Origin of the sequence: Pseudomonas sp. NFR16 (assembly GCF_900108875.1) — a bacterium.
Classification (GTDB): domain Bacteria; phylum Pseudomonadota; class Gammaproteobacteria; order Pseudomonadales; family Pseudomonadaceae; genus Aquipseudomonas.
This window is the reverse complement of the sequence record NZ_FNYJ01000001.1, coordinates 1,290,203-1,304,289: the sequence shown is the minus strand read 5'-3', so window position 1 is coordinate 1,304,289 and position 14,087 is coordinate 1,290,203. Positions and strand designations below refer to the sequence as shown.

Below are 14,087 nucleotides of genomic sequence, written 5' to 3'. Positions count from 1 at the left end.
GAGAAGACAACGTGAACACTTCAGCTGCAAACATGACGCCTGTACAGGTTGCCTCCGGTATGGCACTGGACGTCGATGCGATCGACGCCGCACTGCGCGAAACCCTGTTTCTGCGAACGCGCATCGTCGACGCCCAGGCACGGGTGCAGACGATAGACATTCATCCCGACCACGTGCCGAGTGCGCAAAACCTCATGGGTTATCTGGCGCTGCGGCGGCACGATATCCGGCCGCTGCAGGACAGGCTGGCCAGGCTTGGCCTGTCATCGTTGGGCCGCTGCGAGGCTGACGTGCTGGCTTCGCTGGACCGGGTCATCGAAGTCCTTCGGCGGCTGACGCGACAACCCGCACGGCGCAGGCCGGCGGCCGACATTTCCCCGGAACAGGGTGACGCGGCTCTGTCCGCCCACACCCAGGCGCTGTTCGGCGGGCAGGTTCCGACACGTGGCACCCGGATCATGGTCACCATGCCAAGCGAGGCGGCCGAAGACTATACCTTCGTCAAAGACCTTCTGAAGGCCGGCATGGATTGTCAGCGGATCAATTGCGCCCATGACGCGCCGGATGCCTGGCGGCAGATGATCGATCATGCGCGCCGCGCCGCGAAGGCATCGGCCAGAAGCTGCAGCGTGATGATGGACCTGGCCGGCCCGAAACTGCGTACGGGCAAGATCGACCCTGCGCCCGCGGTCGTGCGTATTCGCCCGACGCGAGATGTCTTCGGCCGGGTCACTCAACCGGCGCAGGTCTGGCTGCATGACGGCGAGACCGCGCCCGGCGAAGGGGCCGCTGCCATCACGGTGCCGGGCGAATGGTTGTCGCAGCTGGTGGCGGGGGATGTCATCGGGCTTCGCGATGCGCGGGCATCCAGACGCAAGCTGCACATCGTCGAGGTCAGTGAGCACGGTTGCCGGGCCGAATTGCACAAGACCGCGTATGTCGTGCCGGGTGTGACCCTTGATCTGAAAAAACGCAAAGGCCGCAAGCGCTCGGCGCGGGTGATCGATGTGTGCAGGACGCAGGCGCAGGCCATCCGGCTGAATGAAGGCGACCGCTTGATCCTCAACGCCGACATTCATGGCGGACGCGCTGCCGTCCTTGACGCCAGCGGACAAGTGGTGCGGCCAGCGAGCGTCGGCTGCACGTTAGCGACGGTTTTCGACGACGTCCGAGCAGGCGAACCGATCTGGTTCGATGATGGCAAGATCGGCGGCGTCATCGAGAGCGTCGAGCCTGACGCGTTGCAGGTGCTCATCACCCATGCGCCGGGCGGGGCAAAACTCCGCAGCGACAAGGGCATTAATCTGCCGCACAGCGAGCTTCGCGTCGAGGCGCTTTCGGCCGATGACTTGCAAGCCTTGGCATTCGCCTGTGAGCATGCCGATGTCGTGCAGATGTCATTCGTCAACAGCGCGCAAGACGTACGCGCGTTGATTGTCGAACTTGAGCGCCTGAATGCGTTGCACATCGGTGTCGTGCTGAAGATCGAGACGCGCAGGGGATTCGAGAATCTGGCCGAATTGCTGCTGACCGGCATGCGTCTGCCACGGCTGGGTGTGATGATCGCCCGAGGCGATCTGGCGATCGAGAACGGCTTCGAACGCACGGCCGAATTGCAGGAGGAAATCCTCTGCATCTGCGAAGCGGCTCACGTGCCGGTCATCTGGGCCACGCAGGTGCTCGAAACCCTGGCCAAGACCGGCAGCCCGTCGCGCGCCGAAATCACCGACGCGGCCACCGCCACGCGGGCCGAATGCGTGATGTTGAACAAAGGGCCGCACATTCTCAAGGCCATCGAGTGCCTGGATGACGTGCTCGAGCGAATGCGCGCGCACCGTCACAAGAAGCGTGATCTGCTGCGCCGGCTTCGCGTTGCGCAGACAGCCGGCTGACGCCGGTCGAGGTCGCGATCAGGCCTGCCGTCGGCTGTCATCGAACTGGCCGATTGGCAGCGGTAGTATGTGCGGCGCAACACAGGCGCACCGTTGCTGAGCATTCAGGTTGTCTTCGGTGGTTGATGACTGACCCAGGAGGACCGCATCGTGAAGATCAAAGTCGAGAAAGCGCTTTTTGGACCGGACTGGCTGGTAACGTTGAATGACTATCCAGTGACATTTCGCAGCATGGAGGAAGCGGTCGCTTTCGCCGACAAGCTCAAGGAGCGCATTGAAGCGCCCCATGTGATTCCTGTCGCCTGACCCGTCGCCATACGGTCGCGACGCCAGCCTGGTTGACGTTGCGACCCGAGAGCGATTTCCCGGAATTTCACCTGCGGCTGCCTGGCCCTTTTTTGCGATGCTCGCTCTGCGGGCGAAGGGCAACGAGAGCAATCGCTTCAGGCTCCAGCGGCCCTGGCGCGGAACCGAAACCGTCGGGCGCGCCACCCAATGGCACGCCCACACGGATGCCTGCCATGCCCCTCCAGTTTTTGCCGTCCCGCTCGAATATGCAGCAACTTGGCGCAGCCGCTGCGCGCCACGACGCCCGCCACCAGCGGGACGGCACTGAGCTGATGCCGCTTGGCGTGAGCGGCGATCTGCGCGTGGCCGTGCGTAACGGGCAAGTCGAGCTGACGGCCCCCACGGGCGAGCTGGCTCATGCATGCGAGTTGCTGAGCCAGATCCTCAACAAACCGGGCCAGGCCTTTGCTCATCACCAGCGCGACGGTCGTCTGGTGGATGGCCAAGGCTTCGTCGTGATGGCGGGTGCTAACCCCCATACGGTGTATGCGTTTGTTTCATCGCGGTCGCATCACGCCGGCAGCGGCGCGGCACCGGTGGGTCGGTTCGACAAGGCGCATCTGGCGCAGAAAACCGGCCTGTTCGAGGGCGCCAACGCCAGTGTCTGGACGCTTCATGACAAGCGGTTGCACCGCTTGGCGGACGGCCTTCAGTGGCACGCCGCGACCTTGCCGGGCGGGCATGGCGGCCAGTTCAAGGCGCTGACGCAGAAGGACGACGATGTTTACGCGCTGGATGAGCAGGGGCAGGCCTGGAAGCTCGGTGGTGAACCGCCGACGCAGGTGCCATTCGCCCATCCGGTGAGTGCGCTGACAGCCCACGGTGAGGACTGGCTCGGGGTGACACAGCAGGGCGGCACCTATCGCTTGCAGGAATCGGGTACGGCTGGCCGCTCCACTGAGCTGACAATCGGCCACGTCCCTGTCGGTGATCGCAAGGCTGATAAACCGTCGGCGATTGCCACTGCCGGAACCACGCTGTTCATGGTCGACGGCGGCGGCAGATTGCATGTCGGCACGCTGCCGGCGCGCAGGCAGTGGTCAGCGCAAATGGACCTCAGACCCTTTACGCCGCAGCGACTGGCGCTCGAAGGTTTCGGTCACCTGAGCTTCAGCGGCCTGTTCAACGATCAGGCCGGCCACCTGCACGCGCGCTTCAAGGACACCCACGGCAAGGAACACACGGCGCAGTGGGACCCGGCGCGCGGGGATTTCGATCCGGGCTGGAACCTCAGCCAGTCGACTGCGGTCACCCGCCAGAATGGTCTGCCGGCACTGATCCCCGACGCCGCCGAGATGATTCACCTGGACGGTGGCAGCGTCGCGCAGAAGGATGGCCAGCTGCTGGTCCGCGATCCTAGAACCAATGCCTGGAGCAAGGGCTCGGAAGCGGATCTGCAGGACCTGCATCAGGGCAACGACGGCTTCGCTTACGCCGTCGACAAGGAGGGGGCGGTCAAGCGGCTGGCCGTGCAGGCGCAGGCGCTGTCCCGGACCATGGGAAGCGGACCGGACCTCAGCATCGGACAGGGTACCGAAGCCAAGGCGGGCGCTGCATTGCGCGGCGCCAACGACGTCGTAGCGGAAAAGATCGCGGTGCTCAATGACGACCGCTACGTCACTTTGAGCGATGGCCGTCTGCGGGTTCACGATCAGAAAGGCACGCGCCAGCAGTTACCCTCATTACCGGGGCAAGGTCAGGACGAAACGCTCGGCTGGCTCACCGATCACGAAGCGGATCAGCGCCATATCGAGGACTTGACCATTGCTGGCGGCGATCTGTATGTGCTTAAGGGCGGTGCGGTGTTTCGCATGGCGGCCGAACACTGGCAGGGCGGCAAGTCGGGCGTGGGCGTGCATCAGGATGATAAAGCGGCCTGGCAACTGGTCGATCTGCCCGAAGGCGTCGCCCCGCAAAGTATCCGGACGGCGGCGAGCGGCGAATTGCTGGTGCGTCAGAACGGCACCGAACAGCACCTGAGTGCTGATGGCACGCTCAGCGCAGCGCCGCCCGCTCAGAGGTCGCGGCTGACCCAGAATCACGATTTGCATCATCGTCTGAGCGAGCGCGAACAGACCCTTGGCAAGCTGGCCCGCCATGGCAATCTGAAGGTGGGCGCCAGCGTGTTCGGACGCGCCAACATGGAAACCGTCCGGCCTCGGGAAACCGCGCCGACCTCGCTGCAATACCTCAAATCCCACCTGCGCATCGGCGCGGCCCTGCAAAAGCCGGTCGACAAGGTGAACCACGCCAACAAAGGCCGCGCGGGGCTGGCCGACGTTTACCGTGATGAGGCGCAACTGCTGAGCCGTCTGGCGGATCGCGGGGCGTTCGCCCCTCCCGCCGCCGCCTCGACCGACACCCTGCTGACGCAGATACGCGCCGAACGGCAGTTCTCACTCAACCCGAAAGTCGCACTCATGACCGATGTGATCGAGCAGGCCACCAAAACCGTGGTCGACGACACCGAACGCTTGCTGCGCTCGCTCGCGCAGGACCAAGGCGCGGTGGGCATGGATGGCAAGGTTCGCGACGACTATCGGCCCGGCAAACCGGTGAGCCAGGACATGCTCGGTGAACTGGCCCGGTCCCTGGCGGCCTCCGGTGTCGCGGGCACGCCACTCAATGCGTTGATGACGCAGTTGCAGGCCAGCCATTTTCAGATCGGCCGTCGCGACCCTCAGGCCGGACGCGATACCGCAGATGCACAAGCGCTGGTCAAGGCGCGCCTTGCACTGAACGCTGACGTGCTGTCGCGCCTGAATTCCCAGTTGGGCGTACTTTCGGAGATGCGCAAGGAGCAGCCTGCGGACAATCTGCTCGATCTTATGGCCAATCAGCTCGAACAGACCTACGCCAAGGGCTATGTCGACAGGCCGCTGCGCAAATACACCGACGCAGGCTTTCGCAGCCATCGCGAGCTGGAGGCCAGCTACGATGCGAGCAAGACTCTGCTCAAGTATTTCCGTGACGATAACCACCCGATGACGCAGAACTTGCGGGTCGGCATGGATGTGCCGCGTGAGCAGATACGTGACGAGCTGAGCAAGGCACTGCGCCAGCTCAAACCACGGGAAAATCTGAAAATCAGCCGCAACTACGCTGCCAATATCAACGGTGGCGTCAGCGGTCCGGTGGCCGACCCGGTTTACATGGGCGGCCGTGTCAACATCGAGCCGGAGCGAACCTACGGGGTGACCTTCACCCGCTATGAGCGCGGGTTGAAAGTTGCGATCAACCGCGACGGCGCGATCAGCCTGGGCGGTAATGTGGGCGTGGGCGCAGGCTTTTCGGACCACAAGGCGCCCAAGGAGGACACCACCGCCAACCTGCTGCAGAACAGCAGCTGGCTGGGCGTCAGCGCCGACCTCAAGTACAAGTCCACGCAAAGCAACGTCATGAGTTTCTTCATCCGCGACGAGGACATCGATGGCTTCGTCGACGACCTGATCAAAACACCACTGGAGAAGAGCGGCGAACAGGCCGGAGCGGTCGCGGGACGGCTGCACCCACTGAACTTCCTCGACGGCAGCACCGAGCAGGAGCTGCGCACCGGCTCCAAACGCAACTACGACGTGGACTTGAACGCGGGGGCCGAGTACCGCGTCAACAAGGGGCAGATCGGCGCCCAGCCGGTGAAGGGCTTCATGCGCTTTTCCGTCGGCGCGGTCGGTAACGCCAACCTTGCCAGCTATGAAAGCGAGCAGGTGCAGGGACGAGGGTCCGATGGGTTGCGCACCGACATACGCAGCGACAACCGCGTCCGGTTCCTGGAGAAGGGCGGCCTCACCGCGTATGCCCGCCTGGCCGATGCTGCGTTCAGTGCGCAGCCCAGCGGCGCATTCATATCCGGTGGCATCCCGACGGGATTCAGCGTCAACGTGGCGCTGGATAACAAGACCGGAAAGGCATTCGATGTGCGCTTCAAGGACTCGCTGCCGATCCAGACCCGTGAGGCCAAAGCCCTGGCAAGCAGTCTGGAAAAAGTCTTTCCGCTGATTGAGGCGCCGGCCCTCGACAATCAGGATGCCAGGCAGCAAATGGCGCTATTGAGCGCGGCCTATGACACGCCGGCCCAGGCTGCAGCGACGTTGTCCGGCGCTCAGTACGCGGCGCTCAACAGCCTCAGGCAGTCCCTGCGCCAGAATCAGGCGGCCGATCAGCACATGCGCCTGATGACCACGATGGACCTGACCGTCAAGCAGAGCAATGTCAATCGCATCGACCACGCGAGCTATGGCAAACGCGCCTCCGACCCGACGCGCGCCTGGCTCGTCGGCCATACCAACCCGGGGAACGCCGAAAAGGTTGCGGCATTCATGGCAAAGGATCCGCAGCTCGCCGGCCTGATCAAGGAGCTGCAAGGGCGCAAGGGCACGACCCGCGCCGAGATCAAGCTGGAAGTCACCGACACCGCCAAGGCGCGCATAGATGAAGAGGCGATTGCCGGCAGGCTGAACGACGATGGGCTGAAACGGATCTTGAGCGACCAGAATAACCTCCGGATCAAGAGTATTTCCGTCTTCCGCACCGCGGGCAAAGAAGACTCGCTCACTGTGCCCGGCGTGTGGCTGAACTACCGCAGCGGCAGCAACCTGAGCGTGGAGCGGCTGCGGGGCGAGATCACCTTCAACTACGCCAGAGCGCAACACGAGCCTGTGGATTTCAAACTCGAAGGGCAACTCAACGGGGAGCGCAAAACGCCAAAAATCACCGAAATGGCCGACCCGGCCGGTGGTGGCTATCGCCCGGTCTGACGCGTCCTTTGGGGAAATGAGGTGTCAGGGGCACGATGACCGGGTGTGAGCATGTTCAGTTGGGAACTGCGAGACAGAGCCTCCCGTTCGTGGAAATTCCGCGTGTCTGCCTGAGTGACACACCGCGCACCGCTCATCCGTCGGGGTCGACATTTTGTTGAACGACTGCCCCGTTCTTTCTGACACATAACGTGAGTGGACGAAATTCGTCTCTTCAACCCACGACGAGACAGGAAGACTGACATGACCGATTATCCTAAACCGCCCTTTGCATCCCAACAGCAAGCCGTGCCCGGCGATCAGAGCAAGATGGAACCGTACCCGGACTGCGGCGAGAACAGCTACAAGGGCTCGGGCAGGCTGGCTAACAAAATCGCGTTGATCACCGGCGCTGACAGTGGCATCGGCCGCGCTGTGGCCATCGCGTTCGCGCGGGAAGGCGCCGATGTCGCGATTTCCTATCTGGACGAGCACGAAGACGCCAAGGAAACCGCGCGCTGGGTGGAGGAGGCCGGGCGGCAATGCATTTTGCTGCCAGGTGATCTGGCGCAGAAGGAACAGTGCTCGGCTATCGTAAACGAGACGGTCGGCAAATTCGGCCGCATCGACGTGCTGGTCAATAATGCGGCGTTCCAGATGACCCACAAGACCCTCGAGGAAATCTCTGACGAGGAGTGGGTGCGAACGTTCGACGTGAACGTCCATGCGATGTTCAGGATCTGCAAGGCGGCGTTGCCACACATGAAGCCCGGCGGCTCGATCATCAACACCAGTTCGGTCAACTCGGACATGCCCAACGCCACGCTGGTGCCCTACGCGGCCACCAAAGGCGCGATTGCCAACTTCACGGCGGGGTTTGCGCAGATGGTGGCCGAGCGCGGCATTCGGGTGAACAGCGTGGCGCCCGGCCCGATCTGGACGCCGTTGATCGTATCGACCATGCCGGATGATCAGGTCAAGGAGTTCGGCAAACAGACGCCGCTCGGCAGACCTGGGCAACCCGTCGAAGTCGCGCCGATTTATGTTCTGCTGGCCTCTGACGAAGCCAGTTACATTTCCGGTTCGCGCTATGGCGTGACAGGCGGCAAGCCGATTCTCTGAGCCCGCTTGCGGCGGCCAACGGCGATCGCCCGGTTATCGGGTGATCGCCGTTTTTTTTGTTTCGAGTGCACGCCACGGGCCTTACGGGGCGGATGATGCCCGTCGCGATTGAAGGCCTGACTTCCAACCAAGGTGCTCGAGACCTTCATCGTTTGCAAGGTACAGCTGGAGCGGAAACTGGCGAGCCTCAGCCGTCAGCCCGGCGGCCTTTTCGTTGAAGAGCGTCGCATTCGGCATGCGTAGTCGGCGTATCTGCGCGCCGTCGATGAGCCGGACACCGATCCTTACGATTTCGCCCTGCGCTTGCTCGCGAAAACGCCGAAGGAGCTTGAAGTGATGCGCCAGGCGCGGCGTGAGGAACTTCACGCCCTGCAGGCCAATGGGTCATAAACGGGCGTTTCTGTACTCCCGGACGTGGTCGATCAGCGCCCGCAGCTTCGGTGCCAGATTGTGGCGGTTCGGGTAGTACAGGAAGAATCCGGGAAACGGTGCCAGATAATCATCCAGTACCGTGACCAGCTCGCCACGCTCAATGTAGGGGCGGAAGGTGTCTTCGATGCCGAATGTGATTCCCCCGCCTGCGAGCGCGGTACGCACCATCAGTAACATGTCGTTGGTAGTGATCTGCGGCGCCACGGCGACATCAAATGCGCGGCCTTGCTCGGTGAACTCCCAGCGATAAGGCGCAACCCCGGGGGCAGGGCGCCAGCCGATGCAGCGATGCCCGGTCAGGTCGCGCGGATGCAACGGCGTGCCATGGCGCGCCAGGTAATCCGGCGTCGCGACCGCGACCTCACGCTGCTCATCGGTCACCGGCACGGCGATCATGTCTTGCTCGATGACCTCTCCCAACCGCACGCCCGCGTCAAAGCCGCGCTCGACGATATCGAACTCTTCATCGGTGACCGTGACATCCAGGGTCACGCCGGGGTACGCCTGCACGAAATCTGCGATCAGCGGGCCATCCAGAAAACGTTCGGCAATCGAAGTCACGGCGATGCGCAGCAGGCCCCTTGGCGGGCCCTTGATCGCCGCTGCGTCCAGTGCGCCGGTCAGTGCAGCCAGGGCCTCGGCGGTCTGCCGATACAACTGTTCGCCGGCTTCGGTCAGTCGGACATTGCGCGTGGAGCGCTGGACGAGAGAGACGCCCAGCGTGTCTTCCAGTCTGCGAATGCTCTGGCTGACGGCTGAGCGGCTGATATCGAGACGATCGGCGGCCGCGCGAAAATTATGCAGCTGTGCCACGGCTTCGAAGACTTTCAACAGGTTGAGGTCAATGTCCATCGTTGGTCTCATTGGTAAGTAAAACTAACCAATACGGTCACTTCAGAGAGTCTTATCGCGACAATGCCCTGAGGTTAATGTGTCAGTCAAATCCACTGCGCGAGTACTGAACATGAGCATCGATAAAGTCATCCTGATTACCGGGGCGTCCAGCGGCATTGGCGAAGGCATCGCCCGCGAACTCGGCGCGGCAGGCGCCACCCTGATGCTGGGGGCGCGCCGCACCGAACGTCTGCAGGTCATCGCCGAACAGATCAACGCCGCTGGCGGAAACGCCGAATGGCGCCGTCTGGACGTGACCGACCAGGCCGATGTCGCCGCGTTTGCCGACGCCGCGCGCGAGCGTTGGGGCAGGGTGGACGTGATCATCAATAACGCCGGTATCATGCCGCTGTCGCCGATGGCTTCGATGAAGACCGATGAATGGAACAGCATGGTCGACGTGAACATTAAGGGCGTGCTGAACGGCATTGCCGCGGTGCTTCCCGAGTTTGCCGAGCGCGGCGCCGGGCACGTGATCAACATTGCCTCTATCGGCGCGCTGGCCGTATCACCCACGGCGGCTGTTTACTGTGCGACCAAGTTCGCCGTGCGGGCCATCTCCGATGGTCTGCGTCAGGAACGCCCGGACATCCGCGTTACTTGCATTCATCCGGGGGTGGTCGAGAGCGAACTGGCGTCGACCATTACCGATGCAACGGCGATTTCGGCCATGGCCAGTTACCGGGCCATCGCGTTGCAGCCGGACGCGATCGGACGTGCGGTGCGCTATGCCCTCGAGCAGCCGGAGGACGTCGACGTGAATGAAATCGTCGTACGCCCGACACGCGCGTCTCATTGATGCACGGGCACACCCACAAACACGAAGCCGATGCATCTCGGGTGGGGTAAGGCCCGCCGCGTGTCGCCAACCGCTAAGCTCTGATCGCGGGTTCAGCGAGCGCAGATGGTCGGCTTCGCGACTGAATATGTAGTACGTTTCTGAAAGCGCAACAAAACGTCGTGACCTAGTTGACAAACGTTGCAACGATTCTCATAGTTTCACTCACGCAAACGTTTGCGATCGGGTCGACCCTGCTCAACTCGAAGCGCATTCGCTGCCGATACAATAATCATAATGTCGGAGTGATTCCATGAAGCTGCCATTCGCTGCACGTCTTCTTGCTGTTGCCATGCTCACCGCTTCCGCTGTAACCCTGCCGCTTTCATCCGCCTTTGCTGACGACGCGAAAAAGCCGACCGTCGCGCTGGTGATGAAATCGTTGGCCAACGAGTTCTTCCTGACCATGGAAGACGGCGCCAAGGCCTATCAGAAAGACCACGCCGCTGATTTCGACCTGATTTCCAATGGTATCAAGAACGAGTCCGACACCGCCGCGCAGATCGACATCGTCAACCAGATGATCGTCAAGAAGGTCGACGCACTGGTCATCGCGCCCGCCGATTCCAAGGCGCTGGCATCGGTGATCAAGAAGGCGATGGACGCCGGCATCAAGGTCGTCAACATCGACAACCAGCTCGACGCCGACGTGCTGAAAAGCAAAAACATCGAAGTGCCGTTCGTAGGCCCGAACAACCGCAAGGGCGCGAAACTGGTGGGTGATTACCTGGCGAAACAGCTGACCGCGGGCGATCAGGTCGGCATCATCGAAGGCGTACCGACTACCACCAATGCGCAGCAACGCACCGCCGGTTTCAAGGATGCGATGGACGCCGCGCAGATGAAGATCGTCTCCACGCAATCGGGTAACTGGGAAATCGACAAGGGCAACGCGGTCGCCTCCGCCATGCTCAACGAATATCCGAACCTCAAAGCACTGCTGGCCGGTAATGACAGCATGGCGCTGGGTGCGGTCTCGGCCGTTCGTGCCGCCGGCAAGGCTGGCAAGGTCCAGGTCGTAGGCTACGACAACATCAACGCGATCAAGCCGATGCTCAAGGATGGTCGCGTGCTGGCAACGGCCGATCAGTTCGCAGCGCGTCAGGCGGTATTCGGCATCGATACCGCGCTGAAAATGATCAAGGGCGACAAGCTCGACATCAAGGATGGCGTGATCGAAACCCCGGTCGAACTGGTTGCCAAGCCTCAGTAAGTCAGGCCGGCTTCATCTATCCGTAAATACCGCCTGTCCGCAAGGGCAGGCGCGTGGAGATCGTTATGTCAGCGTCTGCTCAGGCCGCTGTTCTATCTGTCAGTGGTATCGGCAAAACCTACGCCCAGCCTGTGCTGGGTGACATTGACCTGACGCTGATGCGCGGGGAAGTGTTGGCCCTGACCGGCGAGAACGGCGCAGGCAAAAGTACCCTGTCCAAAATCATCGGCGGTCTGGTCACGCCGACCACCGGCCAGATGCAGTTTCAAGGGCAGCCGTATCAGCCCGCCAGTCGCACCCAGGCAGAAAAGCTCGGGGTGCGCATGGTCATGCAGGAATTGAATCTGCTGCCGACGCTATCGGTCGCCGAGAACCTGTTTCTCGACAACCTGCCCAGTCGCGTCGGGTTCATCAATCGTCGTCAATTGCGTGAGGATTCGATCAAGGCCATGGCCCAGGTGGGCCTGGAAGCCATCGACCCCGACACCCTGGTGGGCGAGTTGGGGATCGGTCATCAGCAAATGGTCGAAATCGCCCGCAACCTCATCGGTGATTGTCATGTCCTGATTCTCGACGAGCCGACCGCCATGCTGACCGCGCGCGAGGTGGAGATGCTCTTCGAGCAGATCACTCGTCTGCAGGCTCGCGGCGTGTCCATCATTTATATTTCCCATCGCCTTGAAGAGCTCGCCCGCGTGGCGCAGCGCATCGCTGTGCTGCGTGACGGCAAATTGGTGTGCGTCGACGCAATGGCCCATTACAACAGCGAGCAGCTGGTAACGCTGATGGTGGGGCGCGAGCTTGGCGAGCACATCGATCTGGGCCAGCGCACCATCGGCAAGGTCGCCCTGTCGGTCAAGGGGCTGAGCCGGGCCGACAAGGTCCGGGACGTGTCGTTCGAGGTGCGCGCCGGGGAAATCTTCGGCATCTCCGGCCTGATCGGCGCGGGTCGGACCGAGTTGCTGCGGCTGATCTACGGCGCCGATGCAGCCGACAGCGGCTCCATTGAGGTCGGCACCCCGCTGCGCAGCGTGCGCGTCAATTCCCCGGTCGACGCCGTCAGCCATGGCATCGCCTTGATCACTGAGGACCGCAAGGGCGAAGGGCTGCTGCTCTCGCAATCGATCAGCGCCAACATCGCGCTGGGCAACATGGAGGCGATTTCGAGCGCTGGCCTGGTCAATGGCGGTGCCGAAATGGCGCTGGCCAGACGTCAGGTGGACGCGATGCGAATCCGCAGCTCAAGCCCGACGCAGCTGGTGTCTGAGTTGTCGGGCGGCAATCAGCAGAAGGTGGTCATCGGCCGCTGGCTGGAACGGGACTGCCAGGTGATGCTGTTCGATGAGCCGACCCGCGGCATCGACGTCGGCGCCAAATTCGACATCTACGCCTTGCTCGGCGAACTGACCCGTCAGGGCCGGGCGCTGGTCGTGGTGTCCAGCGACCTGCGCGAACTGATGCTGATCTGTGACCGCATCGGCGTGTTGTCCGCCGGGCGCCTGATCGACACTTTCGAACGCGACAGCTGGACGCAGGACGAGCTACTTGCCGCTGCTTTCGCGGGCTATCAAAAACGTGATGCGCTGCTCTCCGAAGCCGCGCCCAGGATCGACTGATGAAAACCTCCACTCCTTCAGCCGCATTGCCATCGCCAGGCAAGCGCAGCGGTCACTATTTCGGCCTGGGCACCTACTTGGGTCTGGCGGGCGCACTGCTGGCGATGATCGTGCTGTTCTCGCTGCTCAGCGATCACTTTCTGTCCTACGAAACCTTCAGCACGCTGGCCAACCAGATTCCCGATCTGATGGTCCTGGCGGTGGGCATGACCTTTATCCTGATCATCGGCGGCATCGACCTGTCGGTCGGTTCTGTGCTGGCCCTGGCGGCATCGGCCGTCAGTGTTGCGATGCTCGGCTGGGGCTGGGGCGTTCTGCCCTCGGCATTGCTGGGCATGGCTTGCGCAACCGCGGCGGGCACCCTGACCGGCTCGATCACAGTTGCCTGGCGGATTCCTTCATTCATCGTCTCGCTGGGCGTGCTGGAAATGGCTCGCGGCGTCGCCTATCAACTGACGGATTCGCGCACTGCGTACATTGGCGACTCCTTTGCCTGGCTGTCCAATCCGTTTGCTTTCGGCATCTCGCCGTCGTTCGTGATTGCGCTGATCGTCATCTTTGCCGCCCAGGCGGTGCTGACCCGTACGGTGTTTGGCCGTTACCTGATCGGCATCGGCACTAACGAAGAAGCCGTGCGTCTGGCGGGCATCAATCCCAAGCCGTACAAAATCCTGGTGTTTTCGCTGATGGGTCTGCTGGCCGGTGTTGCCGCGCTGTTCCAGATCTCCCGGCTGGAGGCTGCCGATCCCAACGCAGGTTCCGGGCTGGAGCTGCAAGTCATTGCGGCGGTGGTCATCGGCGGTACCAGCCTGATGGGCGGGCGCGGTTCGGTGATCAGCACGTTCTTCGGGGTCCTTATCATCTCAGTGCTGGCCGCAGGGCTTGCCCAGATCGGCGCCACCGAGCCAACCAAACGCATCATCACAGGTGCAGTGATCGTCGTCGCCGTCGTGCTCGACACCTACCGCAGCAACCGCGCACGGCGGCGCGGCTGAT

11 protein-coding genes are annotated in these 14,087 nt (G+C 62.5%); 8 read left to right on the top strand and 3 right to left on the bottom strand.

The features are described from left to right. Window positions 1–11 precede the first annotated feature (11 nt). Both BMZ10_RS05850 and BMZ10_RS27685 read left to right on the top strand, forming a co-directional pair. Window positions 12–1,892, top strand: coding sequence for a pyruvate kinase (locus tag BMZ10_RS05850; RefSeq protein WP_256214361.1), 1,881 nt, complete (start codon window positions 12–14; stop codon window positions 1,890–1,892). A 150-nt stretch (window positions 1,893–2,042) separates the two neighbouring features. Then, window positions 2,043–2,198 (top strand): hypothetical protein, encoded by a 156-nt coding sequence (locus BMZ10_RS27685; protein WP_177182047.1) that lies wholly within the window; start codon window positions 2,043–2,045, stop codon window positions 2,196–2,198. A 67-nt stretch (window positions 2,199–2,265) separates the two neighbouring features. On the opposite strand, the gene BMZ10_RS27680 is transcribed toward BMZ10_RS27685, so the two are convergent. Continuing rightward, window positions 2,266–2,415 carry a hypothetical protein gene (locus BMZ10_RS27680; protein WP_177182046.1) on the bottom strand — a complete coding sequence of 50 codons (150 nt, stop codon included), beginning with the start codon at window positions 2,413–2,415 and terminating at the stop codon, window positions 2,266–2,268. On the opposite strand from BMZ10_RS27680, the gene BMZ10_RS05845 reads away from it, so the two are divergent. After that, on the top strand, window positions 2,414–6,997 hold the full coding sequence (locus BMZ10_RS05845; protein ID WP_177182045.1) for an AvrE-family type 3 secretion system effector: 4,584 nt from the start codon (window positions 2,414–2,416) through the stop codon (window positions 6,995–6,997). The two genes, BMZ10_RS27680 and BMZ10_RS05845, sit on opposite strands and share 2 nt — an antisense overlap. Before the next feature lie 243 nt (window positions 6,998–7,240). Then, window positions 7,241–8,098: an SDR family oxidoreductase gene (locus BMZ10_RS05840; protein WP_093459061.1), complete on the top strand. Its 858-nt coding sequence runs from the start codon at window positions 7,241–7,243 to the stop codon at window positions 8,096–8,098. Between the two features lie 81 nt (window positions 8,099–8,179). Here the strand turns inward: BMZ10_RS05840 and BMZ10_RS05835 are convergent, their stop codons facing one another. Both BMZ10_RS05835 and BMZ10_RS05830 read right to left on the bottom strand, forming a co-directional pair. After that, on the bottom strand, window positions 8,180–8,464 hold the full coding sequence (locus tag BMZ10_RS05835) for a hypothetical protein (RefSeq protein ID WP_093459060.1): 285 nt from the start codon (window positions 8,462–8,464) through the stop codon (window positions 8,180–8,182). A gap of 18 nt (window positions 8,465–8,482) precedes the next feature. Beyond that, window positions 8,483–9,382: a LysR family transcriptional regulator gene (locus BMZ10_RS05830; protein WP_093459059.1), complete on the bottom strand. Its 900-nt coding sequence runs from the start codon at window positions 9,380–9,382 to the stop codon at window positions 8,483–8,485. Window positions 9,383–9,494: 112 nt separating this feature from the next. Between BMZ10_RS05830 and BMZ10_RS05825 the strand changes: the two genes are divergently transcribed. The 4 genes from BMZ10_RS05825 (at window position 9,495) to BMZ10_RS05810 (ending at window position 14,086) form a co-directional block, all read left to right on the top strand. After that, window positions 9,495–10,223: an SDR family oxidoreductase gene (locus BMZ10_RS05825; protein WP_093459058.1), complete on the top strand. Its 729-nt coding sequence runs from the start codon at window positions 9,495–9,497 to the stop codon at window positions 10,221–10,223. Window positions 10,224–10,515: 292 nt separating this feature from the next. Continuing rightward, window positions 10,516–11,475 carry a sugar ABC transporter substrate-binding protein gene (locus BMZ10_RS05820; protein ID WP_093459057.1) on the top strand — a complete coding sequence of 320 codons (960 nt, stop codon included), beginning with the start codon at window positions 10,516–10,518 and terminating at the stop codon, window positions 11,473–11,475. Window positions 11,476–11,540: 65 nt separating this feature from the next. Further along, on the top strand, window positions 11,541–13,091 hold the full coding sequence (locus tag BMZ10_RS05815) for a sugar ABC transporter ATP-binding protein (protein WP_093459056.1): 1,551 nt from the start codon (window positions 11,541–11,543) through the stop codon (window positions 13,089–13,091). Continuing rightward, the gene (locus BMZ10_RS05810) at window positions 13,091–14,086 is read left to right on the top strand and encodes an ABC transporter permease (RefSeq protein ID WP_093459055.1); all 996 of its coding nucleotides are present in this window, start codon (window positions 13,091–13,093) and stop codon (window positions 14,084–14,086) included. Before BMZ10_RS05815 ends, BMZ10_RS05810 begins: the two co-directional genes overlap by 1 nt. The last annotated feature ends 1 nt before the right edge of the window (window position 14,087 follow it).

Coding starts and splice junctions, on each gene's coding strand:
- BMZ10_RS05810 (WP_093459055.1), top strand. CDS start 13,091: ATGAAAACCTCCACTCCTTCAGCCGCATTGCCATCGCCAGGCAAGCGC.
- BMZ10_RS05840 (WP_093459061.1), top strand. CDS start 7,241: ATGACCGATTATCCTAAACCGCCCTTTGCATCCCAACAGCAAGCCGTG.
- BMZ10_RS05845 (WP_177182045.1), top strand. CDS start 2,414: ATGCCCCTCCAGTTTTTGCCGTCCCGCTCGAATATGCAGCAACTTGGC.
- BMZ10_RS27680 (WP_177182046.1), bottom strand. CDS start 2,415: ATGGCAGGCATCCGTGTGGGCGTGCCATTGGGTGGCGCGCCCGACGGT.
- BMZ10_RS05815 (WP_093459056.1), top strand. CDS start 11,541: ATGTCAGCGTCTGCTCAGGCCGCTGTTCTATCTGTCAGTGGTATCGGC.
- BMZ10_RS05820 (WP_093459057.1), top strand. CDS start 10,516: ATGAAGCTGCCATTCGCTGCACGTCTTCTTGCTGTTGCCATGCTCACC.
- BMZ10_RS05830 (WP_093459059.1), bottom strand. CDS start 9,382: ATGGACATTGACCTCAACCTGTTGAAAGTCTTCGAAGCCGTGGCACAG.
- BMZ10_RS05825 (WP_093459058.1), top strand. CDS start 9,495: ATGAGCATCGATAAAGTCATCCTGATTACCGGGGCGTCCAGCGGCATT.